The sequence below is a fragment of the Pararhodobacter sp. CCB-MM2 genome, assembly GCF_001691415.1.
Lineage (GTDB): Bacteria > Pseudomonadota > Alphaproteobacteria > Rhodobacterales > Rhodobacteraceae > Pararhodobacter.
Genome location: NZ_LRRR01000001.1, coordinates 261,927 through 286,650, shown reverse-complemented (window position 1 = coordinate 286,650; position 24,724 = coordinate 261,927). Strand labels below are relative to the sequence as shown.

The following is a 24,724-nucleotide window of genomic DNA, read 5'->3' as shown; positions in this document are numbered from 1 at the left end:
CTATCGCGCATAGGCCGAGAGCACGTCGAACAGCCGGTCGATATCGGCCAGCTCGTTGTAGACATGGGGCGAGACCCGCATCTTCGGGCCGCGCATCGTCACATGCACACCGGCGGCCCTCAGCGCCGCCGCGGCGCCGTCGCGCAGCCGGTCCTGCATGTCGAGGATGGCGATATGCGGCACCCGTTGCGGGTCGATCCTGTCGACCAACCTGCCGCCGATGGCCCTTTCCCACACCCGATCGTTCAGCATCGCAATCCGCTCGTGGATCGCGGGCACGCCCAAGCGGTTCACCAGTTTCAGGCTTTCGATGGCCACCGGCAGCACCGCGAAATCCGACCGCTGGCCCATGTCGAAGCGCCGCGCGCCGGGTTTGAAGCCAGGCACCGTCTCGACATAGAAATCCGGCGCGTCGCCGTTGATGCGGTGCCAGGCGTGATGCTCCAGCGGGCGGCCCTCGGCCTGCCAGCGCGGCGCGGCATAGAGGAACGCCAGCCGATACGGCCCGAGCAGGAACTTGTAGGTGGCGAAGGACAGGAAATCGGGGCGGATCTCGGTCACGTCGAAGGGCACGGCGCCGACCCATTGCGTGCCGTCGATGACCAGCGCCGCGCCCGCCGCCCGGGTCGCCGCCGCCAGCGCCCGGATGTCGACCGCGGCCCCCTCGAACCAATGCAGCAAGGTCCCCGCCACCACCGCGACCGGGGCCTCGGCGCCCGCGATGGCTGCGACCATCGCCTGCGTCCAGTCGCCGTCCTCGGGTTTCGGCACGATACGCACCTCGGCCCCGCCGTCCGCGGCCAGCTCGTACCAGACATAGCGGTGCGAGGGATGTTCGTTCTCCATCATCACGATCAGCGACCCGGGCGCGACAGGGACGTTCTTTGCCGCCGTCGCCATGCCATAGCTGGTGGCGCCAATCACCGCGATGTCGCCGGGCTGGGCGCCGATGGTCGCGGCTGCGAGGCTGCGCGCCTCCTCGGCCTCGTCGTAATAGGAATGGATCGTCATCTTCCACGGCGCGGCCTTCACCGCCGCCCCGCGCGCGCCGGCTTCGATGGCGGCCTTGGGGATCGGCGACATATAGGCGCAATCGAGGTAGCTCAGCCCCTCGGGCAGGGCGAACAGGGCGCGTTGGCTCTCAAGCATGGATCGCGCCCTCCAGCGCCACAGGGGTTCCAAGTCCCGCCGCTTGGGCGAGGGCCACGAAATGATTGGCGAATTCAATGTCCTGCGCGGGCACGCCGAGCGAGCGGTAGAGCGTGATCTCCTCCGCATTCCGCCGCCCCGGTGCCTGCCCGGCCATGGCCGCGCCGACCTCGCCGCGCAGATCCCCCTGCGCGATCAACCCCTTGGCGATGCCCTCGACGACCTCGCCGGCCGAGGTCAACGCCATCGGCAGGTAGTCGACCCAGAATCCGGCGCGTGTGAGGCAAGCATCGTCCAGCTCGCGCCAGCTCGGCACGCTGGCCCCGACCGCGTTCACATGTGTGCCGGGCGAGAGCCAGTCGCCGCACAGCACCGGCGTGCGGGACGAGGTGACGGTGCAGACAATCTCCGCCCCGCGCACCGCGGTTTCTGCGTCCATGACCGCGCGCGCGGTCAGACCGCGGTCGCGGTAGAGCGCGGCAAAGGCCTCGGCCTTCTGCGCATCCCGCCCCCAGACGCGCAACTCGCGCAGGGGACGGACCTTTGACAACAGCTCGACATGGCGATGTGCCTGCTCACCATAACCCATCACGGTCAGAACCGAGGCCTCGGGCCGCGCCAGCAGCCGCGTTGCCGCCGCGCTCGCCGCCGCCGTCCGCCAGGCGGTGGTGGCCCCGCCGTCGATCAGCGCGACCGGCCGGCCCCGCGTCCGCTCGAACAACAGGATGCCGCCGCGATGGGACGGCAGGCCATGGGTGAAATTCTCGGGGAAGACCGAGAGCACCTTGGCCCCGAACAAGGGCGCATCGTCGATCGCGGCGTACATGATGGACAGACAGGCCCCGCCGACCTCGGCAAGGTCCAGCACCCGGCGCACATCCTGCCGCGCCGTCAGGTCCGAAGTCTTGCGCAGGGCGTCCTCGGCAATATCGATGAGCGATGAGGGCTCGGTCAGGCGGGCAATCTCGGCTCCGCCAAGCACGAGGAAAGCGGGGATATCCGCAGGCTGTGTCTGGGTCATGCCTCAGGCTTAACACCGGTCGCCGCGCCAGGGTGTCCGAAGTTCATAACCCCACGCAGGCCGCTCGCGCGCCGTCCTCATGGGCTGTGCAAGATGCGACAAAGCCCTTGGCAGTTCATAACTTTTTGCGGGCAACCCTGCCCGCGCGGTTGTTTGACCCAGGGGTGGCAGAACCCCCAAATTGGCCCCGAAAGCCGAGTGTTCAGGGCCCATTGCCCGAAGCCGGCGCCATGCACAGAATGTTGGAGGCACACTTATGCATGTGGTGATCATCGGGTCCGGAATCTTGGGGAGCTCGATTGCGTATGAATGTGCAAAGGCCGGCGCGCAGGTCACGGTGATCGACGCGGGCCGGCTGGGCGGCGTCGCCTCGGGCACCAGCTTTGCCTGGCTCAACGCCACCAGCAAGGCGCCGAAATCCTATTACACGCTGAACGCACTGGGGATGCGCGCGCATCTGGAACTGAAGCGCGATTTCGGCGCGACGCCATGGCGGTCGCAGACCGGCAGCCTGGAATGGCGAACGACCGAGGCGGGTCGGGCCTGGCAGCGCGGCAATTTCGAGCAGATGCGCGACTGGGGCTATGGGATCGAATGGATCACCAAAGACCGTCTGGCGCAGATGGAGCCGGATATCGATCTGGCCTCCATCGGCGATGCGCCGATCGTCTACTACCCCGAGGAAGGCTGGGTCGATCCCGTCCTCTACGCTGCCTGGCTGCATCGGGCGGCGCGCGAGAAGCATGGTGCCGTGCTGCGTCCGCATACCGAAGTGACCGGCATCGTCTCGCGCAATAACCGGGCCGTGGCGGTGACGCTGGCGGGCGGTGAAACGGTCGAGGCCGATGTCATCGTCAATGCCTCGGGCGCGCGGTCCGACCGGGATCTGGGGGTCCCGGCGCTGCCGATGACCTCGACCGCTGGGATGCTGGGGTTCACGCCACCTGTGCCGACCACGTTGCGCAGCCAGTTCCATATCGATGATCTGGACGTCCGCCCGGATGGCGCGGGGCGCCTGATGATCCACAAGGCCTCGGTCGACACGGGCCTTGCCTCGACCGAGGGCGTCACCACCGACGGCCCCGAGGCCGAGGCGCTGCTCGAAGCCACGCGCAAGGTGCTGCCGCTCCTGCGCGACCTGCGCCTCGAGGCGGTGCGCACGACGCTGCGCCCGATGCCGCGCGACGGCTTCACCTGCATCGGCGCGATGACCGACATGACCGGCTATTACGTCGCCGTGACCCATAGCGGCGTGACGCTCGCGCCCTATCTGGGCCGGGCTCTGGCCGATGAGATCGTGCGAGGACAGCCGCACAACGCCATCGCGCCCTTCACGCCCGACCGCTTCTTCCGTGATCCATCGACCGCCAGCGTCTCGGCAGAGCTGGTCGGCGTCAAACCCGTGGAGGGCCCCGCATGACCGAGAAACCCCCGATCACCCGCCTGCACAATGTCGGCAAGCTCAGCCGCGTGGTGAGCTATCAGGGCACGATCTACCTGTCCGGCCTGACGGCGGCCGACAAGAGCACCGACACCGCCGATCAGGCGCGGCAGATCTTCGCCCGCGCCGACGAGCTGCTGGCCGAGGCCGGAACCGACCGCTCGCGTCTGCTGTTCACGCAGATCTGGCTACGCGACATCGGCGATTTTGATGCGATGAATGCGGCGTGGATGGCATGGATCGGCGACGTGGACCCGCCTGCACGAGCGACGGTCGAAGCGAAATTCGCCCTGCCCGAGATCCGGATCGAGGTGCAGTTCACCGCGGCCGCGTAACGCCGGGGCAGCGGCCGTTCACGATCTGAACAAAGGGAGGGGGCTTTGTCAGCCCCCTCTTTCCGTATCGCGGCCTGAAGAGGCGTCAGTTTCGCCCGTCCCTCAGCCGGGCTGATGCCGGGGGGCGAAGCAGGTGGGCGCCGACCTCGACCGCGGCCAACAGCAACATCGACAGGCCGACGAGCGGGAAGAAGATCCCCGCCGCGACCGCCATCAGCAGCAACATGCGGGGGATGCGCCAATCGGTCGGCACCGTCGGGATGCCCAAAGCGCCCGAGGGGCGGCGCTTCCACCACATCGTTGCGGCCGAAACGCACAACATCACCATCGCCAGGCAGGCCAGCAGCAACACGATCTGGTTCACGACACCCCATTCCTGCCCCATGTGGACGGAGATCCCCCATTCGGCGAAACGGCCCAAGGCGCCGAGATCCGCGAAACCGGCGTCGTAGAGGACCGCTCCCGTGTAGCGGTCGAGATGGATCGTGCGCTCGAACTGGATGTCGTCGGGATAGACAGAAGCGGTGAAGACACCCGTCGGCCCCGACGGCAGGCTCAGCGCATAGCCCGGAACGATGCCCAGATCCTCGACACTGGCGATGACGGCATCGAGAAGCGCGGGTGGTACAGCCTCACCCTCGGCAGCCGTCGCCGCGCCGTGGCCTGCATGGGCGCCACTTTCGGGCAGCGCGGATTCGGGGATCGGTTGGCGCTCCATGATCCAGGGCGCACGATCGACCACGGCTTCGGTCGGCACTGTCGACAACGGCAGATCCGACCAATAGCCGTCCGGCATCCCCAGCCCGAGGCTGTAGGCCGTGTCATGGAACTTTGTCCCCCAAACACCTGACCAAGGCAGGCCGGTCAGCGCGAGGAAAACGATGAAGACGCCGGTGTAGAGGCCTGTCACCGCATGCAGGTCGCGCCACCAAGGGCGGCCGCGTTTGGCCTTGATGCTCAGCGTGCCCACATTCTTCCGTCCGCGCGGCAACCACAGATAGACGCCCGAGGCCACGAGCAGGATCATCCAGCCCGCCGCCGCCTCGATCAGCCGGTTGCCGAACCAACCGACATAGTCCAGCGAATGAAGTTTGCGGACGACATACATCGCCGGACTGCCCGCCGCGCCACCATCCCACAGCTGGCCCAGCACCCGGCCGTCATGGGGATCGACATAGACGGTATTGCGCAATCCTGCGGGGTCCAGAATGTCGACCTCGGCACTCCGGTTAGGGGCTGGTGCCGGAGAATAGGCGCGGACCGTTCCGGGATGCGCAGCGAGCGCGGCGGCGACAATCTGCGACGGTGGCAAGACCTGAGCCTGTGGTTCGACGAAGCGCAATTCGGCATGGGCTGCGTTGTTGATCTCGTCCTTGAACAGGTAGATCCCGCCGGTCACGGCCAGGATCAGAACGAAGGGCAGGACAACGAGTCCTGCGATGAAATGCCAGCGCCAAACGGCGCGGTAAAGCGCGGCACCGGCCGCACGTTGGGATGTTTCGGTCATGGATATCGTCCAGCGGCCCGCGGTGACCCAACGGATCACAGAGCGGGCAGTACAGAGGGCGGCCGCGCCTCATGCGCGGACCTGCGGATCGTCGGTAGATCAGGCGATCTGCGGTGGCGCCCTGGACGAATGGTTGATGTTGCGGGCCTGGGCCGCACGTCTGAGGGCCTCGCCCTGCCGCCACAGATCATGCGGGCGGAAGGCAATGGCCAAGTCCGGTGCCATCGCCTCGGGCGTCCCGGGCAGGCCGTGGCACAGCGGGCAGCGATGCTCGTGTTCGGCATGCTGACCATGGTCGTGGCAAGAGTCCAAGGGCGAGCTGCCGAAGATCAATGCATAGACCAGACGCGAATGGCTGGCCCGGTCCGGCGCCATGAGAGCCGCCGAGGCAATGCTCGCCACGGCGAGGCAAAGACCAAGCGCGACAGCGAACAAGAGGGAGGACCGAGCCGACATTGCCCCGATATGACAGACGGAGTCGGTGAAGGAAAGCCATCCGCGTTAAAGAGATAACGCCAGAAATTCGGGACCTGCTACGCCATCTTCTCTGTCAGGCAGGACCGATAGAGTGGACGCGCCGAACACCCGTTTTTCCGGGGCGCTCGCCATCATGGAGAAGACAGCGGCTGGTTCGCCGCCGAGTGGGTTAGCACGTCATCCCGGCCCCGCTAGCCCGACGTCGTCACGCCATGACCATCCCCTTCGATTGCTGCCGGTTCAGCCCGAGCAGCACGAGGATCCCGACGGCACCAGCCGCTTCGACATAGAGCGACGGCCAGAACACCGCGATCACGGCCGGGACCAGCGCCACACGCATCCAGAGCTTCATCGGCCCCCACAGGAAGCCTTCCAGAACCGCGGCGAAGGCGACCAGTGCGATGATGGCGAGGAAGCCGTTCCAGACCACCAGCGGGATCGGGCCGCCGATGATGATCGACTCGTTGTAGACCATGAACAGCGGGATCAGATACAAGCCCTTGGCGAACTTCCACGCCTGCACGCTGGTCTCCAACGGCTTCGAGCCGGCGATGGCCGCGCCCGCGAACCCTGCCAAGGCCACAGGCGGCGTGACGTTCGAATCCTGCGAGTACCAGAAGACCACGAGGTGGGCGATCAGCAGCGGCACACCGAATTCATTGTGCAGCGCCGGACCGACGAGGATGATCAGCACGATATAGGCGGCCGTCACCGGCAGACCCATGCCAAGGATCAGACTCGCGATCACCACGAGGAACAGCGCGATCAACAGGTTGCCTTGGCTCAGCGCCAGCATCATTGCCGAGAATTTCAGGCCAAGCCCGGTCAATCCGACGACGCCAACGATAATCCCCGCGACCGCACAGGCGACCGAAACGGTGACGGCGTTGCGCGCGCCCAGTTCCAGCGCCTCGATGGTCTTGGCGACGCCCGCGACGATCAGGCCTTTCATGGCCTCCATCGACGCGCCCGAGGCCATCCAGCCCCAAAGCGCCCGCCCGATCGCGGCCAGCGCAATGGCGAGGGTCGCGTAGAAGCCCACGCGCATCGGTGAGTATCCCATGACCAGAAGCGCAATCAGGGCGACGAGCGGCAGGAGGAAATGCCAGCCCTCGGCCAGCACATTGCGGACGGAGGGAAGATCCTCGGCCGCCATGCCCTGCATGCCCAGCTTCACGGCGGCGATGTGGACCAGCAGGTAGATCGCGCCGAAATACAGGAAGGCCGGGAAGATCGATACCAGCACGATGTCGATATACGGCACCTGCGTGAATTCGCTCATCAGGAAGGCGCCCGCGCCCATCAAGGGCGGCATGATCTGCCCACCGGTCGAGGCCGCAGCCTCGATCCCGCCGGCCTGCGCGGGTTTGTAGCCCAAGCGCTTCATCAGCGGGATGGTGAAGGCGCCGGTGGTCACCACATTGGCGATGGCCGAGCCCGAGATCGAGCCCATGCCGGCCGAGGCGACGACGGCCGCCTTGGCCGGCCCGCCGCGCTGCTTGCCGGTGGTGGCATAGGCGAGGTCGATGAAGAACTTGCCGGCGCCGGTCACTTCCAGCACCGCGCCGAACAGGACGAAGACGAAGATGAAGGTCGCGGCCACACCCAGCGGTAGGCCGAAGATCCCCTCAGCCCCCAGCGTCATCTGGCTGGCGAGACGGTCGAGCGAATAGCCACGGTGGTTCAGAATGCCGGGCAGCCAATCGGCCAGCCACGGCAGCTCACCCCGGCGACCCGCGAAGGCGTAGACAAGGAACACCGCGCCGATGATCGTCATGCCCAGACCCACGGCGCGCCGCGCGGCCTCGAGCACCAGAAGGACGGTGATCACCCCGACGATCACGTCGATCTGGCGCGGGAAGATGGCGTTGGCGATGGCGTCGATGTTCGAGGGCACCCAGAAGCCGACCAGCACACCGCCGGCGATCAGGGGGGCGTCGATGGCCCATCCCAGCGCCCCGCGCGGCTTGTAGGCACCGAAGACCGGATAGATCAGGAAACACAGGACCAGAATGAAGCCCAGATGGATCGGGCGCTGGAAGAACAGGCCCAGCGGCTGCACCCCGGCGGCCCAAAGCTGGAACAGCGACAGCGCGATGCCGACCACGGTGATCAGCTTCAGCACCGATTTGGGCTGCGGATGCGGGGTACGCGTCAAAGCGTCGAAAGTATCGGCCATGTCAGGTTTCCGGAATGAAGGGACCGGGAAAGGCGGTTCGGGCACGACGGGGGCCCCTTTGGAGCCCCTGAAACAAACGGTCGAAAATCAGGGCGCCGTGGTCGGCTCCTGGGCGTCTGGCTCCAAGGCGATGCGGACACGCTGGTGCTCGGCCAAGGCGGTGAGCGAAACCTCGTCGCCCTCGGTGCGAAGGCGGTGGTTCACGGCCGCCCGACCGGGGCGCAGGATATACGCGTTGCCGGGTACGGGCTCGTCGATATCCTCGATCCAATAGCCGCCCTCGCCATCCGAGATCTGACGCCCCCGCCCCGGAATATGCCCGAGACCAGCGCCGAAATCCGGCAGATGCGAGCGCTTGAGCAACATGGTGCCGCCGGCGTTCTCGTAAATATCCTCGACCTCGTAGCCGTCGACGGAATGGTGCCACAGGACGCTCCAACGCGCCCCCTCGTCAACCGGCATCCGCGCCAGCTCCTCACCCGTCGCGGCCAAGGTCACCACCAGCTGCCCGGCAAGGGCCGGAACAGGGCTGCTGATCAGGGCGAGCGAAAGGAAAGGGGCGGCCAGAAGCCGCCCCATCTTGGCCCGGGTCACGGACGCAGGCGATCCGGGACCGTTGCGCCGATTTCCTCGAAGTAACGGATCGCGCCCGGGTGCAGCGGGACCGGGGTCGCATCGAGAGTGAACTCGACCGTGGTCTGGTTCGCGGCCGGGTGGACGGCCTGCAGCTCGGCGATGTTGTCGAACATGGCCTTGGTGATCTCGTAGGCCAGATCGTCATCCATTTCCGACGACACGACCAGCACGTTCGGCACACCGATCACAGGCACGTCTTCGTCGACGCCGCTGTAGGTGCCGCCCGCCAGCGTGGTGCGCGCGAAGACCGAGTTGGCGCCGATGGCCGCGGTCATTTCCTCGTCCGACAGGGCGATGACGTGGATCGACTGCGTCGTCGCGAGGTTCAGGATCGACGAGGTCGGCGCGCCCACCGACCAGAAGCCGGCGTCGATATCGCCGTTCGACAGGGCGTCGGCGGTCTCGTTGAAGTTCAGGCGCTGCTCTTCGATGTCATCATAGCTGATGCCGTTGGCTTCGAGGATCTGCTGCGCGTTGACCTCGGTGCCCGAGCCCGGCGCGCCGATCGACACACGGTGGCCGGCCAGATCGGCGAGCGAGGTGATGCCCGAACCTTCCAGCGTCACGATCTGCACCATGTTGGCGTACATCGAGGCGATGCCGCGCACCATCTCCAGCTGCTGGCCCTCGAAACGGCCGGTACCGGTCTGGGCTTGCTGCACGGTGTCGGCGAGCGCAATGGCCAGATCCGCGTCGCCGGTGGCGATGAGGCCCATGTTCTCGACCGAGGCGCCGGTGACTTCGGCGGTCGCCGAATACCCGTCAATGTGGTTGTTGATGATCTCGGCCAGACCGCCGCCCATCGGGTAATAGACGCCGCCGGTACCGCCCGTGGCGATCGACAGCTGCATCTGCGCCAGCGCCGGAGCGCCTGCGCCCAACACAACGGCCATCAGGCCTGCGGACAGGATGTTTTGGTGCTTCATACTTTCCTCCCAAGGATTTGCCCTGTGACACGAAGATGTGTGCCCGGACGATTATGGCAAGACCTTAGCGGGATGGTTCCGGCTTGAACAGGCACAAGTTTGGGCCTCGGTTCAGGCTCAGCCGCCCAGCACCCGGGCCCCCATCCACAGCCCCATCAGCGCCATCATCGCGCTCTCGGTGAAGCTGACGAAGCCCAGAGGAACGTTGGACGAGCCTCCCACACAAGCGCATTTCAACTCCCGCCCGTCGATCCAGACCGCCTTCGCCACGCTGACGGCCCCGATCACCCCGATCACCAGCGCGACGGGGGCGGCCAGCCACAGCAGGGCGCCTGCCGTCATCAGGATCCCTGCCCCGGCTTCCAGATACGGATAGATCGAGCCGTAAGGCACCCAGCGCCGGGCCAGCAGGTCGTAGTTGAGGAACATCAGCGAGAATTTCTCGACATCCTGCAGCTTTTGAATGGCGAGGATCGTCATCGACAGGGAAATGAACCACTCGAACGCCCGTAGCCGCAGCATGTCGTCATAAACGAACCAGCTCAGACCCAGCGCCAGCAGCGCGGCGACGGCGAAGATGGCGATCACCGGGCGATAGGAGGTATCGCTGCGCTGATCCTTGGGCTTCTCCAGCCCGAAGTGCACCTTGAGGTCGTCATAGCCGCCGATCCGTTGGCCGTCGATGAAGGTCTGGGGCGTCGTCTCCACCCCGTGTTCCGCCATGAAGGCGTCCGTCTCGGCGCGCGTGGTGAGGGGATGGTCCTCAACCTCGAAGCCTTTGCGGCGCAGCAGGTCTTTCGATTTCAGGCCGTAGGGACAGATGTGGTCGGGCATCACCATGCGGTAGAGGGCGGCTTTGCGGGGGGCGGCATCGCTCATGGTCGGTCCTTTTGCGGCATTCGAAGGCTGGGCTTTCGTCATGCAAAAGCAACGCTTTCGCCCCGGCAAAAGGTTCCGTTTCGCGGGCGTTTTGCGCTTTCCTCGCCCCGTGGACCGGGCCAACATGCCGGCAACGGAGGCCCCATGACCCAAGATTTCACCCAAGATCCAGAATCCCTTCTGCGCGCCCTTTTCGACCGCGCCGTCGAGGTTGCTGACCCGATGCGCAGCCTCGCGCAGGCCCTTCCCCCGAAACCCGAAGGGCGCGTGGTGGTGATCGGCGCTGGAAAGGCCTCGGCCCGGATGGCCGAAGCGGTCGAGCAGGCCTGGGGTCCCTGCGAGGGGCTGGTGATCACGCGCTACGGCTATGCCCGGCCCTGTCAGGGCATCGAGATCGTCGAAGCCGCGCATCCCGTGCCGGACGAGGCCGGGGCTGCGGCCACCGCGCGCATGCTGGACCTGCTGCAGGGGCTTGGCGAGGGGGACTTCGTACTGGCGCTGATCTCGGGCGGGGCCTCGGCGCTGCTGATCTCGCCCTGCGACGGGGTCACGCTGGACGAGAAGAAGCAGGTGAACGCCGCGCTTCTGGCCTCGGGCGCGCCAATCGACCGGATGAACACGCTGCGCAAGCACCTCAGTCGGATGAAAGGCGGACAACTGGCCGCCGCGGCCTACCCCGCGCGGATGCTGGCGCTGATGATCTCGGATGTGCCGGGCGACGATCCGGCCTTCATCGGCTCGGGCCCGACGGTGGGCGATCCTTCCACCGTGGCCGACGCGAAGGCCGTGCTGGCGCGCTGGAACGTCACCGTCCCGGCCTCGGTCACCGAAGCGCTGGAGCGTCCCACCGGCGTTATCGCCCCCGGTGACGAACGGCTGAGCCGGGTGGAGAACGTGATCTACGCCGCCCCCGCACAATCCCTCGCCGCCGCGGCCGCCCTGGCCGAGGAGCACGGCCTGCGGACCGAGATCCTCGGCGACGCCTTGGAGGGCGAGGCCCGCGATGTCGCCGCCAAGATGGCGCAACTGGCACAGGACCGGCAGGCGGCGATGACCAAGGGTGAGGCCCCGCTCCTTCTCCTCTCTGGTGGGGAGCTGACGGTGACGCGGCGCGGCGACGGGATCGGCGGCCCGAATGCCGAGTTCTGCCTTGCCTTGGCGCTGGCGCTGGATGGTGCCGAGGGGATCCACGCCCTCGCCTGCGACACCGATGGCGTCGATGGCGCGGCCGAGGTGGCGGGCGCAGTGATCGGGCCGAAAACGCTGAACGGACATGGTGAGGACGCCACGATGTCGCTGGCCAAGAATGACGCGCATGGCTTCTTCGACCGGATCGGTGCGCAGGTTGTCACCGGCCCGACCCTGACGAATGTCAACGATTTCAGGGCAATCCTTATCTACCCCAAAGCCTGATCGCGGCACCGAGGCCGGCCCAGCCCGGCGATTCCTTCCACTTGGTAAGGCCGAACCAACCCTGCCCCGCCCTGATCTGGATCAAGGCGGGGCTTTTCGTCGCCCCCTAGTAAATCCGGGTTCGCCGCGCAGATTTCCTGCGCCTGTCCCGCCACAGCCGCTCAGTTCAGAGGAGGATCCATGCGCCTGACCCTCAGAACCAACCTCGCCATGCGCACGCTCATGCATTGCGCCACCCGCTTTCCCGACCATCTGCGCACGGCGGATGTGGCGCAGGCCTGCAATGCATCGTTCCACCATGTGGCGCAGGTGGTGAACCAGCTGGAGAGCGCGGGCTACCTCAACACCACGCGCGGTCGCGGGGGCGGCATCACCCTTGGCCAGCCGGCCGAGGACATCGGCGTCGGCAAGGTCTTCCGCCTGTTCGAGGCCGACCTACCGTTTGCCGAATGCATGGACCTCGACCGCAACAGCTGCCCGCTCTGCGATGCCTGCCGCCTGAAAGGCATCCTGTGCGAGGCGCTGGCGGCCTTCTATGCCACGCTCGACCGCTACACGGTGCAGGATCTGATCGAGAACAACACCGAACTGGCGCAAATCTTCGCCATGCCGCCCGCCGTGACGGGCAAAGCGGCGACGGCATAGGCACTGGCGCGGGGGCTGAGGTGGCGCAGAAGCAGCGTCACCAGAATTTCACACCTTAAATACCTGCGCCCCCTTGCCGCAGGGGACACGGAAACTCTATCTACGGGACCCAACCCCGCCCTTGGCGGGCCTTCCCCATATGGAGATCCCGCATGTCATCGACCGATTCCGCCGCGCCCGCGGCCCCCGATCCCCATTCCGCCCCCGCCGAACCCGCGATCAATATCCGCCTGGTGATTGCCTCCGTCGCCACGCTGCTCTTGCTCGCGGCGCTCGACCAGACGATCGTCTCGACCGCCTTGCCGACCATCGTCGCCGACCTTGGCGGGTTGGATCACCTCAGCTGGGTCGTCACCGCCTATATCCTCGCCTCGACCGTCGCCGCGCCGCTGTATGGCAAGCTCGGTGACCTCTATGGCCGTCGCGTCATGGTCTTCGTGTCGGTCGGCCTGTTCCTGTTCGGCTCGCTACTGTGCGGGATCTCGACCTCGATGCTGTTCCTGATCATCGCCCGCGCCGTGCAAGGCCTCGGCGGTGGCGGCCTCTTCGTGCTGGCGCTGTCTGTTGTGGGCGATGTCTTGTCCGCCAAGGACCGCGGCAAGGTGCAGGGCATGTTCGCAGCCGTCTTCTCGGTCTCGTCGATGGTCGGCCCGCTGATCGGCGGCTGGTTCGTCGAGAACACCTCGTGGCACTGGATTTTCCTGATCAACGTGCCGCTCGGCATTCTGGCCGTGCTGGGCTTCGCCTTCAGCTTCCCCGCTCATACCGCGACCCACAAGCACAAGATCGACTGGAGCGGCGCGGCGATGCTCTCGGTCACGCTGGCCTCGCTGACCCTGCTGACCGCGCTGGGCGGCACGACCTTCGAGTGGCTGTCCCTGCAGGCGCTGGGCCTCGGTGCGCTGGTGATCGCCGCCGGCGCCCTGTTCCTCGCCATCGAGCGCCGGGCCGCCGAACCGATCCTGCCGCTCGAGCTGTTCAAGGGCAACGTGTTCCGCAACACCTCGCTGCTGAGCTTCCTGACCGGCGCGATGATGTTCGGCGCGGTGACCTTCCTGCCGATCTATCTGCAGGTCTCGCGCGGGGTCTCGCCGATGATCTCGGGCCTGTTGATGGCGCCGATGACGCTGGGCATCATCGCGGCCACCACGGTCGCCGGCCGCTACATGCGCATCACCGGCCGCTACCGCCTGCTGACGCTGGTCGGCATGGCGCTGCTGATCGTCGCGGGCGTGCTGATGGCGCAGATCGCGGTCGACACGCAGATCTGGGTGTTCTCGGGCATGTTGCTGCTGTTCGGCTTCTCGCTGGGCCTCAGCTTCCCGGTGCTGACCACCGCCGTGCAGAACGCCGTCCCGCGCAAGGTGCTGGGCACTGCGACGGCCTCGGGCGTGATGTTCCGCCAGATCGGCGCCTCCATCGCGGTCGCCCTGTTCGGCGCCCTGATGGCCTCACGTCTGGCGACCAATTTCGAAGGGTTGGAAATCAACCCCGAGGTCGGCCCGCAGCAACTGGCCCGCATGCCCGCTGAGATGCGCGAGATGATCGCCGTCCATGTCGTCGATGCGATCACGCCGATCTACTGGATCGTCGCCGCGCTGGCCGTGGTGGGTGTGCTGGCAGCCCTCACCTTGCGCGAGATCCCGCTCTCGGGGCATGAGCCCGCGCCTGTGGCCGAGTGATCAGGCGTAGGGACAGCGCCCGGGCTTGATGTCCAGAAGCGGTGTCCCGTCCAAGGCCTCAAGACCCGTGACAATCAGCTGGTCGCCCTCACGGGCGACCAGTTTCACATTGGTGACGGCGATCGGATTGGGCCGCACCGGAGAGCGCAAGGAAAACACCCCGCGCGGACCGTCGGCATGATGCGGCGCGATCAGCAACAGGTCCCGCCGCGCCTTGTGAAACCACAGATACAGCTCTAGCCAGTCGAATTGCTCGACACCCTCCAGCGCGCAACCCCAGGGCGCCTTGAGGATCACCCGGCTTTCCGGCCCCTCCGGATCGGCGCGCTTGGGGCAATCCTGCAGCCGCTTCCACGGCGTCTCCACATGGCCGATGAAGCCCAGCGTGGCATCCGCACCCAGTGGCGCGCCTGTCCATTCCTCACCGGGTTTCAACGGCTTGTGACTCATGTTTCATCCACGATGTAATCAGGTCGAACGCCGGTCGCTTCGATGAAGCCCTCGGGATCGACGCCCTTGAAGAACCCGTGTCCCGTGACGAGAACCGTTCCGCAGCCCGCCGCGCGACCACCGAGGATATCGGTGTGCAGCGTGTCGCCGACCATCGCCACCCGCGCGGCCGGCAGATCCATGGCCTTCAACGCCGCCTCATAGGCGCCGCCGTAGGGCTTGCCGTAGAACTCCACCTTCACCGGCAGATCATGCGCCCAATGGCCGGGCTCCCAGGTAAAACCCTCCTCACGCGGGGCAACGATATCCGGGTTGGCACAGATCACCGGACGCGGCCGGGCCTTGAGCGCAGCGACCAGCTTCGCCTGCTTCCGCTCATCCCAGCCCTGCGAGCCGAGGAACAGAAACCCATCCGCGGCTTCCATAAGGTCGTCGTCCAAGGCCTTGATATCGCCGGGAAGGTCGTCAAACCCGGCCCCTTCCGGCGCGATCCCGGCCCAGAGGCCGCCACGCCCCTCCAGCGCCGCACCCGCCAGATCACGGCTGGCAATCACCTCGGTCTCGGCAAAGTCGAAGCCCCATTTGTGGTACTTCGCCAGCGCCTCCTCCTTGGTGGCCGAGGCCCCATTGGTCAGCACCAGCACCTTGCAGCCAGCATCCCGGATCTGCTGCACGCGCTCAACCGCTTGCGGCAGGACCCCGTCGCCCACGTTCAAGATCCCGAACGCATCAAGAATAAACCCGTCATACCGCTTCAGAACATATTGAAGATCAAGGATATGGTAGCTCTTCTTGGGAAATCCGAGGGGGCTTTCCGGCAGGGTATGGGCAATCGCGCGGTAACGGGCAAAGGCCCAGCGGGCATCAGGTCGCATAGGGGTCTCGATCAAGAACAGGTCCGCGTATCGTCTCAAATCCGCGACCCGGGTGAAAGCGCCAACTTGCGCCTCTTGCCAAACCACTGACCGACGCCATTTCACAGCCTGCCTATGATCGCAGCGATGTGCACAATCGTTGATCATGCTCGGTCAATACATGCCCAACAGACAGGCCATTGCCCTTTCGCTGGCTTGAATCTGCCCGTTCAGACAGCTTCGCTGGCGCCAAGGAGCCCCTATGCACGCCCAGCCTCTCGCCCTCAGCCCCATGCAACGCACCCGCGGCCAGGCCGAGGTGGCGATTGAGGGCGGCAAGCTGAAACGGCTGTTCACCCAAGGCTCGGCCAAGGCCATCGTCCTGCACGACCCGGTGCGGCCCGAGGTGGTGTTTCTCAATACCTCCGGCGGCCTTACGGGCGGTGATCGGCTGTCTTTCTTGCTGCACACAGATTGTGGTCTGACCGCCACCACCCAGACCGCCGAACGCGCCTACAAGGCCAGCGACGGCAGCGCCCGGATGGATGTGTCCATGGACATCACCCACGGGCGCCTCGACTGGTTGCCGCAGGAGACGATCCTGTTCGACCGCTCCGCCCTTCGCAGGCGGACGCGGGTCACACTCGGGCCCCAGGCGGAATGTCTGACCTTGGAGGCCGTGGTTCTCGGCCGCGCCGCGATGGGCGAAACGGTGGGCGACTTCCTGTTGCACGACCTGCGCGAAATCACCCGCAACGGCAAGCCTGTGCTGGTCGAGCCTTTGAAGATGTCCGCCGACTGCCTCGCCGGTCCGGCGACGCTGAACGGCGCGCGCGCCTTTGCCTCCTTGGCGCTTGTCGCGCAGGGGGCGGAGGATGCGCTTGGGCCGGTTCGGACCATTCTCGACGAAGACGGGGTCCGCGGTGCGGCCTCTGGATTCGACGGAAAACTGACGATACGACTGATGGCAGCCGATGGCTGGCCGCTGCGGCGACAGATCGCCCGCCTGATGGCGGTGCTGCGCCCGGGGCCCTTGCCGCGCGTCTGGCAGATCTAGGAGAGAGCGATGAACCTCACCCCCCGCGAAAAGGACAAGCTGCTGGTCAGCCTTGCCGCGATGGTCGCCCGTAACCGGCTGGAGCGTGGCGTCAAGCTGAACCATCCGGAAGCCATTGCCCTGATTACGGATTTCGTCGTCGAAGGCGCCCGTGACGGCCGCTCGGTCGCCGATCTGATGGAAGCGGGCGCCCATGTGATCACAGCCGATCAATGCATGACGGGCATCCCCGAGATGATCCATTCCGTGCAGGTCGAAGCCACCTTCCCTGACGGCACCAAACTCGTCACCGTTCACCATCCGATCCGCTGAAAGGCCTCCCATGCGCGCTTTGCCCCTCGCCCTCCTGACCCTGCTGCCGACCGCCGCGCTGGCTCATCCCGGTGATCATGCCCAGACTGGCTGGCTGCATGCGCTGACCGAACCGGACCACCTGCTGATGCTGGCGATCGCGGGTGTCGGCGCCTTCATCGCCTATCGCCTCTGGAAGCGGTCATGATCCCCGGCGAGATCTTCCCGGCCGAGGGCGACATCACCCTCAACGCCGGCGCCGAGATCACGGTGCTGACCGTCGCCAATACCGGCGACCGGCCCGTGCAGGTCGGCTCGCATTACCATTTCGCCGAGACGAATCCGGGCCTCGCCTTCGACCGCGACGCCGCGCGCGGGTTGCGTCTGGATATCCCCGCGGGCACCGCCGTCCGCTTCGAGCCCGGCCAGACCCGCGAGGTCCGCCTCGTGCCGCTGCAGGGCGCGCGCCGGGTTTTCGGCTTCAATGCCAAGGTGATGGGAGATCTCGACCGATGAATCCCTTCGCGTTCTTCCAGCTGACGATGCGCACCGGCCTCATGCTGATCGAGGCCCAACAGGTGATCGCCATGCGGCTCCTCGGCCTCGCCGGCCTGTGGCGCGTCAGCCCCGGTGAGAACGCACGGATGCTCCTCGAGAAGATCGACGCCGGCTCCGAGGCCGGCCTCGCCGCCACCCGCGCGCTGGTCCGCGGGGCCCCGCCCCTCGCCATCGCCGGGGCCGCGCTGAAGCCCGTCGCCCGCCGCACCGCTGCCAATTCCCGCCGCCTGTCGAAGCGCGGCCCGAAAAGCCCAATCTGATCCGCCCGCCCGAAAGGATCCGCCATGCCCTATTCGATCCCCCGCGCCCAATACGCCGACATGTTCGGCCCGACGACCGGCGACCGCGTGCGTCTGGGCGATACCGAGATCATCATCGAGGTCGAGCGCGACCTGACCACCTATGGCGATGAGGTGAAATTCGGCGGCGGCAAGGTGATCCGCGACGGCATGGGCCAGAGCCAGATCACCCGCGCTGAAGGATCCATGGACACGGTCATCACCAACGCGCTGATCCTCGACTATACGGGGATCTACAAGGCCGATGTCGGCCTGCGCGACGGGCGGATCGCCAAAATCGGCAAGGCCGGCAACCCCGACACCCAGCCGGGCGTCGATGTGATCATCGGCCCGGGCACCGAGATCATCGCCGGCGAAGGCAAGATCCTCACTGCCGGCGGCTTTGACGCGCATATCCATTTCATCTGCCCGCAGCAGATCGAAGACGCGCTGCATTCGGGCCTGACGACGATGCTCGGCGGCGGTACCGGCCCCGCGCATGGCACCTTGGCCACCACTTGCACCCCCGGCCCCTGGCATATCGCGCGCATGTTGCAGGCGGTGGACGGCGTTCCGATGAACATCGGGCTCGCCGGTAAGGGCAACGCCTCGCAGCCCGCCGCGCTGGAGGAGATGATCCGCGCCGGCGCCTGCGCGATGAAGCTGCACGAGGATTGGGGCACCACCCCCGCGGCCATCGATTGCTGCCTCACGGTGGCCGAGGCGATGGATGTGCAGGTCATGATCCATACCGACACGCTGAACGAATCCGGCTTTGTCGAGAATACCTTGGCCGCGATTGGCGGCCGCACCATCCACGCCTTCCACACCGAGGGTGCGGGCGGCGGCCATGCGCCCGACATCATCAAGGTCGTGGGCTCGCAGAACGTGATCCCGTCCTCGACCAACCCGACGATGCCCTACACGGTCAACACGATCGAGGAGCATCTCGACATGCTGATGGTCTGCCATCACCTGTCGCGCAAGGTGCCCGAGGACGTGGCCTTCGCCGAAAGCCGCATCCGTCGCGAGACCATCGCCGCCGAGGATATCCTGCATGACATGGGCGCGTTCTCGATCATCTCATCGGACAGTCAGGCCATGGGTCGCGTGGGCGAGGTCATCACCCGGACCTGGCAGACCGCCTCGAAAATGAAGTCGCAACGCGGCCGTCTGCCTGAGGAGACGGGCGAGAACGACAATTTCCGCGCCCGGCGTTATGTGGCGAAATACACGATCAACCCGGCCATCGTGCATGGCATGGCCGATGAGATCGGCTCGATCGAGGTCGGCAAGCGCGCCGATCTGGTGCTATGGGCCCCCGCCTTCTTCGGCGCCAAGCCCGAGATGGTGCTGATCGGCGGCTCCATAGCCATGGCGCAGATGGGCGATCCGAATGCCTCGATCCCGACGCCGCAGCCGGTCTATTCGCGCGCGATGTTCGGGGCGATGGGCCGCGCGGTGGAACGCTCCGCGGTGACCTTCGTCAGTCAGGCGGCGGTCGAGGCGGGCGTTGCCGAGCAGTTGGGCTTGTCGAAATCCGTGGTCGCCGTGAAGGGCTGCCGGGGCGTGACCAAATCGGACATGAAGCTCAATTCCGCCACGCCGCAGATCGACGTGGACCCGGAGACCTACGAGGTCCGCGCAGACGGAGAACTTCTGACTTGCGAGCCAGCGGCAGAACTCCCCTTGGCGCAGCGTTACTTCCTCTTCTGACGCCGCATCGCAGCAATTCATCGCGCCAGCTTTAGCGTCGGCGCGATCCACATCCTGATAATCGTTAAAATTCAAGAAGACGCCTGTGCCGACCTCTCGCCCGCCTGCTATGCTGCAAGTGCAAAGCACACATGCTGAATGGTCAGTGGTTATGTCAGTACCCATGCCCTATTATCTGAGTCATGGGAGGGAACCTGAGCAACCACGAGGTTTCCGAAATGGCTTTCACGACCGCAACGACCGACTTCTCGCCCCGCATTCGCGCCCAGATCGACCGCTTCTTCGCGGCCATGGGTCAGGGCTTCAACGCCTATCTCGAAGCGCGCTCGCGCCGCGACCAGATCGAGCGTCTGCAGATGATGTCGGACGCGCAACTGGCCGAGCTCGGCATCAATCGCGACAAGATCGTTCACTACGTCTTCCGCGACCGTCTGGGCCTCTGAGCCCCGCCTCGCGGGCTCAAGCCCTCGAGAGCAGACTTGCAAGCGCAGGCGCCGTCACCAAGGCGCCTGTCTTTCGTCCTTCAGCCAGACGCGGACCAAGCGACGAGATGCGCTTCGGTCGTGTCCATATAGGCGCCCGGCAACGCCTCGGCATGGGCCTGCGGTACCGCGCGGCCATCGCCCATTTCCAGAACGATTTCAACGCGCGTCTCGTCGTGCCAATAGGCAAGGTCGGCCTGCACATCGATTGGCAGCAACCGATGATCAAAGACCGAGACGCGGCGCTTGATGACCCGCGCCTGCGTCCAGCGACCGCTACACGCCGCCTCCCCACCCTCGATCAGTGCATCGCTGATCTCAGCCTCACGGGCTTTCAGGCGGGTGATCCTTGCCCGGATCATGGCCAATTCATCGGCGGCGGTCGTTCGCTGCATCTCGCTCTCCCTCACTTGCCACCGTCAGGGTGCTCTGCAAGGGTAAATTCCGCGTTTACGAGGATTCCGGAATGACTGACCATCCCGATCTGCCCCCCGCCGTCCGCCTTCTGACCGAGGCGCCGACCGCCACGGATTTCCACGTGGTGATGGATTACGACGCCCGGTTGATGCGCCGGAAGCGGCTGCGCAGTCAGGAGGGGCCGGGGTTCATGGTCGATCTGCCGGCGGTGACAAACCTCGATGAATACTGGGGTTTTGAACTTGAGGACGGGCGCAATGTTCGGATCGTTGCAGCCGAGGAAGCCGTCTTGGTGATCACCGGGGATCTGCCGCGCCTGTCTTGGCACATCGGGAACCGGCACACCCCGTGCGAGATCCATGAGGACCACCTGTTGATCCGCGAGGACCATGTTCTGGAGCGCATGCTCAAGGGCCTTGGTGCCGGTATCAACCGCGCCGCGCGCCCCTTTGCCCCGGAATCCGGGGCCTACGGGACCGGACGGACGATGGGTCACGATCATGGGCCGGCCGATCATGTCCATGCTCACAATCACGCGCCGCACGATCATAACCATGGACACGACCACCATCACGGCCACTCCCACGACCATGTCCATGGACACGATCACGGGTCGACAGATCATGCACATGGACATGATCACGGTGAGACCGATCATAACCATGGACATCAACATCCGGACCACGTCCATGACCGCCACGCCGGCGTGGTCCATCACCACGGCGCGCAATTTCACGCCCCGGACTCCGATTCCACCCCGGAAACCGAGGAGAAAACCGCCTCTTGATGCTGTTTCACCCGAGAAATCGCGACGCCTCACCCGATCACGCGCGGATCTGGGCGGCTTATGAGATCGCCTACACCCTCGTGGATTTCAGCGCGGCGGGACTGTTCGTTGTGGGCTCGATCCTGTTCCTCTGGCCGGAGACCACCACCACGGCAACATGGTTGTTCATCATCGGCTCGGTGTTCTTTGGACTAAAGCCGACGATCCGGCTGGTGCGCGAGCTGAAACTGGTCTCGCTCGGTCACATGCAAGAGGTCGCCAAACAGCTGGATGAGTGACGCCTTCTCCCACGCTGACCTGTTGAGCCTGACGCAATGGCTCTCGCCCGCCTTCCCGACGGGCGCCTTTGCCTATTCCCACGGGCTGGAGCGCGCCATCGCCACACAAAGCCTGCGCGACGCGGCGACCTTGGAGGATTGGCTGACCGGCATCCTGTTGCACGGCGCGGGCTGGCAGGACGCGGTGCTGTTGTCGCAGGCGCTGACACCGGGCGCGGATATCGACGCGCTTGACGACCTCGCCCGCGCCTTGGCCCCGTCCGCCGAACGGCTGAAGGAGACGCTGGATCAGGGCGCGGCCTTGGCACGCACCATCGCCGGGATCACCGGGCGGAACCTGCTGACCCGCCCGCTGCCCGTCGCGCTTGGCGAAGCGGCGCAGGGCCTCGACCTTCCGAAACCCATGGTGATTTCCCTGTACCTTCAGGGATTTGCGTCAAACCTTGTCACCGTGGCCGTGCGCCATGTGCCCCTGGGACAGACCGAGGGGCAAACGGTGCTGGCGCAGCTGGCCCCCGTCCTCACCGCCTTGGCCGAGAGCGCGGCCGAGGCGACGCTCGACGATCTGGGCGGCGCAGCGCTGGCCGCCGACCTCGCGGCCTTTGAGCATGAAACACAAGACGTCAGGATCTTTCGTACATGAGCAGGAATGGACCCCTCAGGGTGGGTATCGGCGGCCCGGTGGGCTGTGGCAAGACCTCGCTGACCGAGGCGCTTGCCCGCGCGCTGGCGCATCGCTGCTCGATGGCGGTGATCACCAACGACATCTATACGCGCGAGGATGCCGACTACCTGCTGCGCGCGCAGGTGCTGCCTGAGGCCCGCATCAAGGGGGTCGAGACCGGCGGCTGCCCGCATACCGCGATCCGCGAGGATGCGTCGATCAACCTTGCCGCTGTGGCCGAGCTGAACACCGAGATCCCGGGGCTGGATCTGATCTTGATCGAGTCCGGGGGCGACAACCTCGCCGCCACCTTCTCACCGGAATTGGCGGATCTGTCGATCTATGTCATCGACACTGCGGCCGGGCAGGACATTCCGCGCAAACGCGGCCCGGGGCTGACGAAATCGGACATGCTGGTGGTCAACAAGACCGATCTGGCGCCGCATGTCGGGGTGGATGTGGCCCTGCTGGAGGCCGACACCAAGCGCGCGCGCGGCGACAAGCCCTATGTGCTGGCGCAGGTCCGCAACGGCATCGGCGTGGAGGCCGTGGTGCAATTCCTTGAACGCGAGGGGGGCTTGCGGCTGGCCTGAGGGCTTAGTCCGCTTTCGCGGCGCGGCGGGCCTGGCGACGGGCACGGCGCGCGGCGCGTTCCTCGTCGGTCAGATCCTGCCGTGCGGGTTTCGACGCGGCGGGTGAGGTCGGCTTAGCGGCGGCCACACCCGGAGCCATGCGGGACCGCGGGGTGTCCGGGGTCGCCGGCGCAGGCGGCGTCGGTTTCGGCGCGTTGGCGGCGGCCCGAGCCATCTCCTGCCGCTCGGCCTTGCGGGCCTCGGCGACGATCCCGGCGGTGACTTCACCCGGCAGCGACGCTTTCGCCCGGCGCGCGGCCGGAAGGCGGGCAGTCGAGGCCGCGATCACCAGAGCGAGGCCCGCGAAAGCCAGTACGGGCAGACGCTCGCCGCGGAACACCATGCCGAAGACGACGCTGAACCCCGGCATCAGGAACATTGCCAACGCGGCACGGTTCGCGCCCGCACGCTGCACCAGCGCGTAGTTCAGCAGGTTCGGCGCAACCGTCGCCAGCACCACGAGGGCGATCAACACGCCGATCACGGCGAAGGTGGGCTCGACCGAGACCGGGCCTTCGACGATCAGGGCCAGCGGCCAGATGCTGATGGTGCCGACCGCAAACATCCCGGCCGACAGCAATAGCGGCTGCATCTTGCGACGACGGCGGAACCAGACATTGCCCGCCGCGTAGCTGAGGGGCGAGATCAGCGTGAGCAATGTGCCAAGGCCGGCTTGCCCGAAGCCCCCCGAAAGGATCGCCGGGACCGAGATCAGCGCCACGCCGAACAGGCCGATGCCGATGCGGATCCCCTGCTCCAGCGTCGCGGGCTCGTCATGCAGGAACATTGCCGCCAGCCCCAGCGTGAACAGCGGCATCGTCGCATACAGCATCCCGCCCATGCCCGAGGGGATGTATTGCATGCCCGCGGCCATGCTGACGAAGGGGATCGACACCACGAGGATCCCGCCCACCAGCGCGGTCAGCAGGTCATGGCGCGAGATCCGCTGCGGATGGCTGAACGCCCCGGCGGCCAGCAGGAGCAGCGGCAACCCCAGCGCCGAGCGCAGGGCAGCCAGCGTCCAGGGCGGGAAACTCTCGACGGCGATGGCGATCAGCAGCGTCGAGGCGCCGAAACCCGCGGCGGTCAGGATCAAGAGCAAGGGCGTGGGCATGGTGTCCGGGGCCATCCGTTGGGTCGCGCTTCGATACTCCGCAGGGCGCGCAAGGTCAACGCGGCTGGACCGCAGGCGGGCCGCTTGCTACGCCTGTGGCAAAGGGAGGATCCGATGTATTCCAAAGGCCAAGTGCACTACCAGCCCGTCACCTTGCCCGACCGCGTGCAGGTGCCTGAAGACGCCGCGCTCCGTCAGGCCGAGGACTTCCTCGCCTATATGCGCAAGCGTCATTCGGTGCGGGAGTACGACAGCCGCCCGGTGCCCGAGGCGGTGATCGCCGCCTGTATCGCCGCGGCGGGAACCGCGCCCTCGGGGGCGAACCATCAGCCGTGGCATTTCGCGGCGATTTCGGACCCGGCGATGAAGGCGAAGATCCGCGAGGCCGCCGAGGAAGAGGAGCGCGCTTTCTATTCCGGCGGGGCCGGCGACGAGTGGCTGGCCGCACTGGAGCCGATCGGCACCGGGGTAAACAAGCCGCATCTGACCGACGCGCCGTGGCTGATCGTGATCTTCGCGCAGCGCTGGGGCACGACGCATGAGGGCGAGCGGTTCAAGAATTACTACGTGCCCGAAAGCGTCGGCATTGCCACAGGCTTCCTGATCGCCGCTTTGCATCACGCCGGATTGGTCTGCCTTGAGCACACGCCGAACCCGATGAAATTCCTGCCGGAAATGCTGGGCCGTCCGGCGTCGGAGAAGGCCGTGATGATCCTGCCCGTGGGCTATCCCGCCGCCGATGCGACGGTGCCACAAGTGGCCAAGATCAAGAAGCCGCTCGACGAGATCATGAGCGTCTTCCGCGGCTGATCGCCCAATGTTGCAACGGCTGGGTGCGTCGCAAACGCACCCAAGT

Annotated in this window: 28 protein-coding genes and 1 pseudogene; 17 read left to right on the top strand and 12 right to left on the bottom strand. The window is 66.2% G+C overall.

From position 1 onward, the window contains the following. Both BCY78_RS01325 and BCY78_RS01320 read right to left on the bottom strand, forming a co-directional pair. Nucleotides 1-1,149, bottom strand: a complete 1,149-nt coding sequence (locus tag BCY78_RS01325) for an aminotransferase class V-fold PLP-dependent enzyme (protein WP_068296711.1) — start codon at nt 1,147-1,149, stop codon at nt 1-3. Then, on the bottom strand, nt 1,142-2,170 hold the full coding sequence (locus tag BCY78_RS01320) for an ornithine cyclodeaminase family protein (RefSeq protein ID WP_068296709.1): 1,029 nt from the start codon (nt 2,168-2,170) through the stop codon (nt 1,142-1,144). Before BCY78_RS01320 ends, BCY78_RS01325 begins: the two co-directional genes overlap by 8 nt. A gap of 256 nt (nt 2,171-2,426) precedes the next feature. Between BCY78_RS01320 and BCY78_RS01315 the strand changes: the two genes are divergently transcribed. Continuing rightward, nucleotides 2,427-3,590, top strand: a complete 1,164-nt coding sequence (locus tag BCY78_RS01315; RefSeq protein WP_068296706.1) for an FAD-binding oxidoreductase — start codon at nt 2,427-2,429, stop codon at nt 3,588-3,590. Beyond that, nucleotides 3,587-3,946: a RidA family protein gene (locus BCY78_RS01310; protein WP_068296702.1), complete on the top strand. Its 360-nt coding sequence runs from the start codon at nt 3,587-3,589 to the stop codon at nt 3,944-3,946. The genes BCY78_RS01315 and BCY78_RS01310 overlap by 4 nt, the downstream gene beginning before the upstream one ends. Before the next feature lie 85 nt (nt 3,947-4,031). Here the strand turns inward: BCY78_RS01310 and BCY78_RS01305 are convergent, their stop codons facing one another. From BCY78_RS01305 to BCY78_RS01280, 6 genes are all read right to left on the bottom strand, one after another. Beyond that, nucleotides 4,032-5,453: a PepSY domain-containing protein gene (locus tag BCY78_RS01305; RefSeq protein ID WP_068296699.1), complete on the bottom strand. Its 1,422-nt coding sequence runs from the start codon at nt 5,451-5,453 to the stop codon at nt 4,032-4,034. Between the two features lie 99 nt (nt 5,454-5,552). Continuing rightward, nucleotides 5,553-5,909 carry a hypothetical protein gene (locus BCY78_RS01300; RefSeq protein ID WP_068296698.1) on the bottom strand — a complete coding sequence of 119 codons (357 nt, stop codon included), beginning with the start codon at nt 5,907-5,909 and terminating at the stop codon, nt 5,553-5,555. Nucleotides 5,910-6,135: 226 nt separating this feature from the next. Further along, nucleotides 6,136-8,109: a TRAP transporter permease gene (locus BCY78_RS01295; RefSeq protein ID WP_068296695.1), complete on the bottom strand. Its 1,974-nt coding sequence runs from the start codon at nt 8,107-8,109 to the stop codon at nt 6,136-6,138. 87 nt (nt 8,110-8,196) lie between these two features. Further along, nucleotides 8,197-8,703, bottom strand: coding sequence for a DUF1850 domain-containing protein (locus tag BCY78_RS01290; RefSeq protein ID WP_233499324.1), 507 nt, complete (start codon nt 8,701-8,703; stop codon nt 8,197-8,199). Next, entirely contained in the window at nt 8,700-9,671 is a 972-nt protein-coding gene (locus tag BCY78_RS01285; protein WP_068296692.1) for a TAXI family TRAP transporter solute-binding subunit, read from the bottom strand. The genes BCY78_RS01290 and BCY78_RS01285 overlap by 4 nt, the downstream gene beginning before the upstream one ends. 117 nt (nt 9,672-9,788) lie before the next feature. Next, nucleotides 9,789-10,550: a MauE/DoxX family redox-associated membrane protein gene (locus BCY78_RS01280; RefSeq protein ID WP_068296690.1), complete on the bottom strand. Its 762-nt coding sequence runs from the start codon at nt 10,548-10,550 to the stop codon at nt 9,789-9,791. Between the two features lie 144 nt (nt 10,551-10,694). Between BCY78_RS01280 and BCY78_RS01275 the strand changes: the two genes are divergently transcribed. The 3 genes from BCY78_RS01275 (at nt 10,695) to BCY78_RS01265 (ending at nt 14,290) form a co-directional block, all read left to right on the top strand. Beyond that, a complete protein-coding gene (locus tag BCY78_RS01275) occupies nt 10,695-11,963 on the top strand; it encodes a glycerate kinase (protein ID WP_068296687.1) in 1,269 nt (422 codons plus the stop codon). 180 nt (nt 11,964-12,143) lie between these two features. Continuing rightward, complete coding sequence (locus BCY78_RS01270; RefSeq protein WP_068296684.1) at nt 12,144-12,608, top strand: Rrf2 family transcriptional regulator; 465 nt, start codon at nt 12,144-12,146, stop codon at nt 12,606-12,608. Between the two features lie 152 nt (nt 12,609-12,760). After that, entirely contained in the window at nt 12,761-14,290 is a 1,530-nt protein-coding gene (locus BCY78_RS01265) for an MDR family MFS transporter (protein ID WP_068296681.1), read from the top strand. On the opposite strand, the gene BCY78_RS01260 is transcribed toward BCY78_RS01265, so the two are convergent. Both BCY78_RS01260 and BCY78_RS01255 read right to left on the bottom strand, forming a co-directional pair. Then, the gene (locus BCY78_RS01260; protein ID WP_068296675.1) at nt 14,291-14,740 is read right to left on the bottom strand and encodes an SAM-dependent methyltransferase; all 450 of its coding nucleotides are present in this window, start codon (nt 14,738-14,740) and stop codon (nt 14,291-14,293) included. Next, nucleotides 14,737-15,615, bottom strand: coding sequence for an HAD-IIA family hydrolase (locus BCY78_RS01255; protein ID WP_068296673.1), 879 nt, complete (start codon nt 15,613-15,615; stop codon nt 14,737-14,739). The genes BCY78_RS01260 and BCY78_RS01255 overlap by 4 nt, the downstream gene beginning before the upstream one ends. Nucleotides 15,616-15,856: 241 nt before the next feature. Between BCY78_RS01255 and BCY78_RS01250 the strand changes: the two genes are divergently transcribed. The 7 genes from BCY78_RS01250 to BCY78_RS01225 all read left to right on the top strand — a co-directional run bounded on the left by BCY78_RS01250 (nt 15,857) and on the right by BCY78_RS01225 (nt 19,937). Beyond that, complete coding sequence (locus BCY78_RS01250; protein ID WP_068296671.1) at nt 15,857-16,651, top strand: urease accessory protein UreD; 795 nt, start codon at nt 15,857-15,859, stop codon at nt 16,649-16,651. 9 nt (nt 16,652-16,660) lie between these two features. Beyond that, nucleotides 16,661-16,963, top strand: coding sequence for an urease subunit gamma (locus BCY78_RS01245; protein WP_068296668.1), 303 nt, complete (start codon nt 16,661-16,663; stop codon nt 16,961-16,963). A 10-nt stretch (nt 16,964-16,973) separates the two neighbouring features. After that, a complete protein-coding gene (locus BCY78_RS25800; protein WP_199523088.1) occupies nt 16,974-17,150 on the top strand; it encodes a hypothetical protein in 177 nt (58 codons plus the stop codon). Continuing rightward, on the top strand, nt 17,147-17,458 hold the full coding sequence (locus tag BCY78_RS01240) for an urease subunit beta (RefSeq protein ID WP_068296666.1): 312 nt from the start codon (nt 17,147-17,149) through the stop codon (nt 17,456-17,458). Before BCY78_RS25800 ends, BCY78_RS01240 begins: the two co-directional genes overlap by 4 nt. Continuing rightward, the gene (locus tag BCY78_RS25485; protein WP_068296665.1) at nt 17,455-17,760 is read left to right on the top strand and encodes a hypothetical protein; all 306 of its coding nucleotides are present in this window, start codon (nt 17,455-17,457) and stop codon (nt 17,758-17,760) included. Before BCY78_RS01240 ends, BCY78_RS25485 begins: the two co-directional genes overlap by 4 nt. A gap of 24 nt (nt 17,761-17,784) precedes the next feature. After that, nucleotides 17,785-19,494, top strand: coding sequence for an urease subunit alpha (gene ureC / locus BCY78_RS01230; RefSeq protein ID WP_068296664.1), 1,710 nt, complete (start codon nt 17,785-17,787; stop codon nt 19,492-19,494). A gap of 218 nt (nt 19,495-19,712) precedes the next feature. After that, nucleotides 19,713-19,937: a DUF1127 domain-containing protein gene (locus BCY78_RS01225; protein WP_068296662.1), complete on the top strand. Its 225-nt coding sequence runs from the start codon at nt 19,713-19,715 to the stop codon at nt 19,935-19,937. Nucleotides 19,938-20,017: 80 nt separating this feature from the next. Here the strand turns inward: BCY78_RS01225 and BCY78_RS01220 are convergent, their stop codons facing one another. After that, complete coding sequence (locus tag BCY78_RS01220; RefSeq protein ID WP_068296660.1) at nt 20,018-20,371, bottom strand: hypothetical protein; 354 nt, start codon at nt 20,369-20,371, stop codon at nt 20,018-20,020. Between the two features lie 71 nt (nt 20,372-20,442). On the opposite strand from BCY78_RS01220, the pseudogene BCY78_RS26285 reads away from it, so the two are divergent. The 4 genes and pseudogenes from BCY78_RS26285 to ureG form a co-directional block, all read left to right on the top strand. Further along, a pseudogene (locus BCY78_RS26285) lies at nt 20,443-20,979 on the top strand (urease accessory protein UreE); the annotation flags it as partial. A 200-nt stretch (nt 20,980-21,179) separates the two neighbouring features. Next, nucleotides 21,180-21,458 carry a YrhK family protein gene (locus tag BCY78_RS01210; protein WP_139103065.1) on the top strand — a complete coding sequence of 93 codons (279 nt, stop codon included), beginning with the start codon at nt 21,180-21,182 and terminating at the stop codon, nt 21,456-21,458. After that, the gene (locus tag BCY78_RS01205) at nt 21,451-22,101 is read left to right on the top strand and encodes an urease accessory protein UreF (RefSeq protein WP_068296652.1); all 651 of its coding nucleotides are present in this window, start codon (nt 21,451-21,453) and stop codon (nt 22,099-22,101) included. The genes BCY78_RS01210 and BCY78_RS01205 overlap by 8 nt, the downstream gene beginning before the upstream one ends. Next, nucleotides 22,098-22,715: an urease accessory protein UreG gene (ureG, locus tag BCY78_RS01200; RefSeq protein WP_068296650.1), complete on the top strand. Its 618-nt coding sequence runs from the start codon at nt 22,098-22,100 to the stop codon at nt 22,713-22,715. Before BCY78_RS01205 ends, ureG begins: the two co-directional genes overlap by 4 nt. A gap of 4 nt (nt 22,716-22,719) precedes the next feature. Here ureG and BCY78_RS01195 read toward each other — a convergent pair whose 3' ends face one another. Next, nucleotides 22,720-23,868, bottom strand: a complete 1,149-nt coding sequence (locus tag BCY78_RS01195) for a DMT family transporter (protein WP_158515886.1) — start codon at nt 23,866-23,868, stop codon at nt 22,720-22,722. Between the two features lie 114 nt (nt 23,869-23,982). Here BCY78_RS01195 and BCY78_RS01190 point away from each other — a divergent pair, with 114 nt between their 5' ends. Then, nucleotides 23,983-24,678 (top strand): nitroreductase family protein, encoded by a 696-nt coding sequence (locus tag BCY78_RS01190; RefSeq protein WP_068296644.1) that lies wholly within the window; start codon nt 23,983-23,985, stop codon nt 24,676-24,678. The last annotated feature ends 46 nt before the right edge of the window (nt 24,679-24,724 follow it).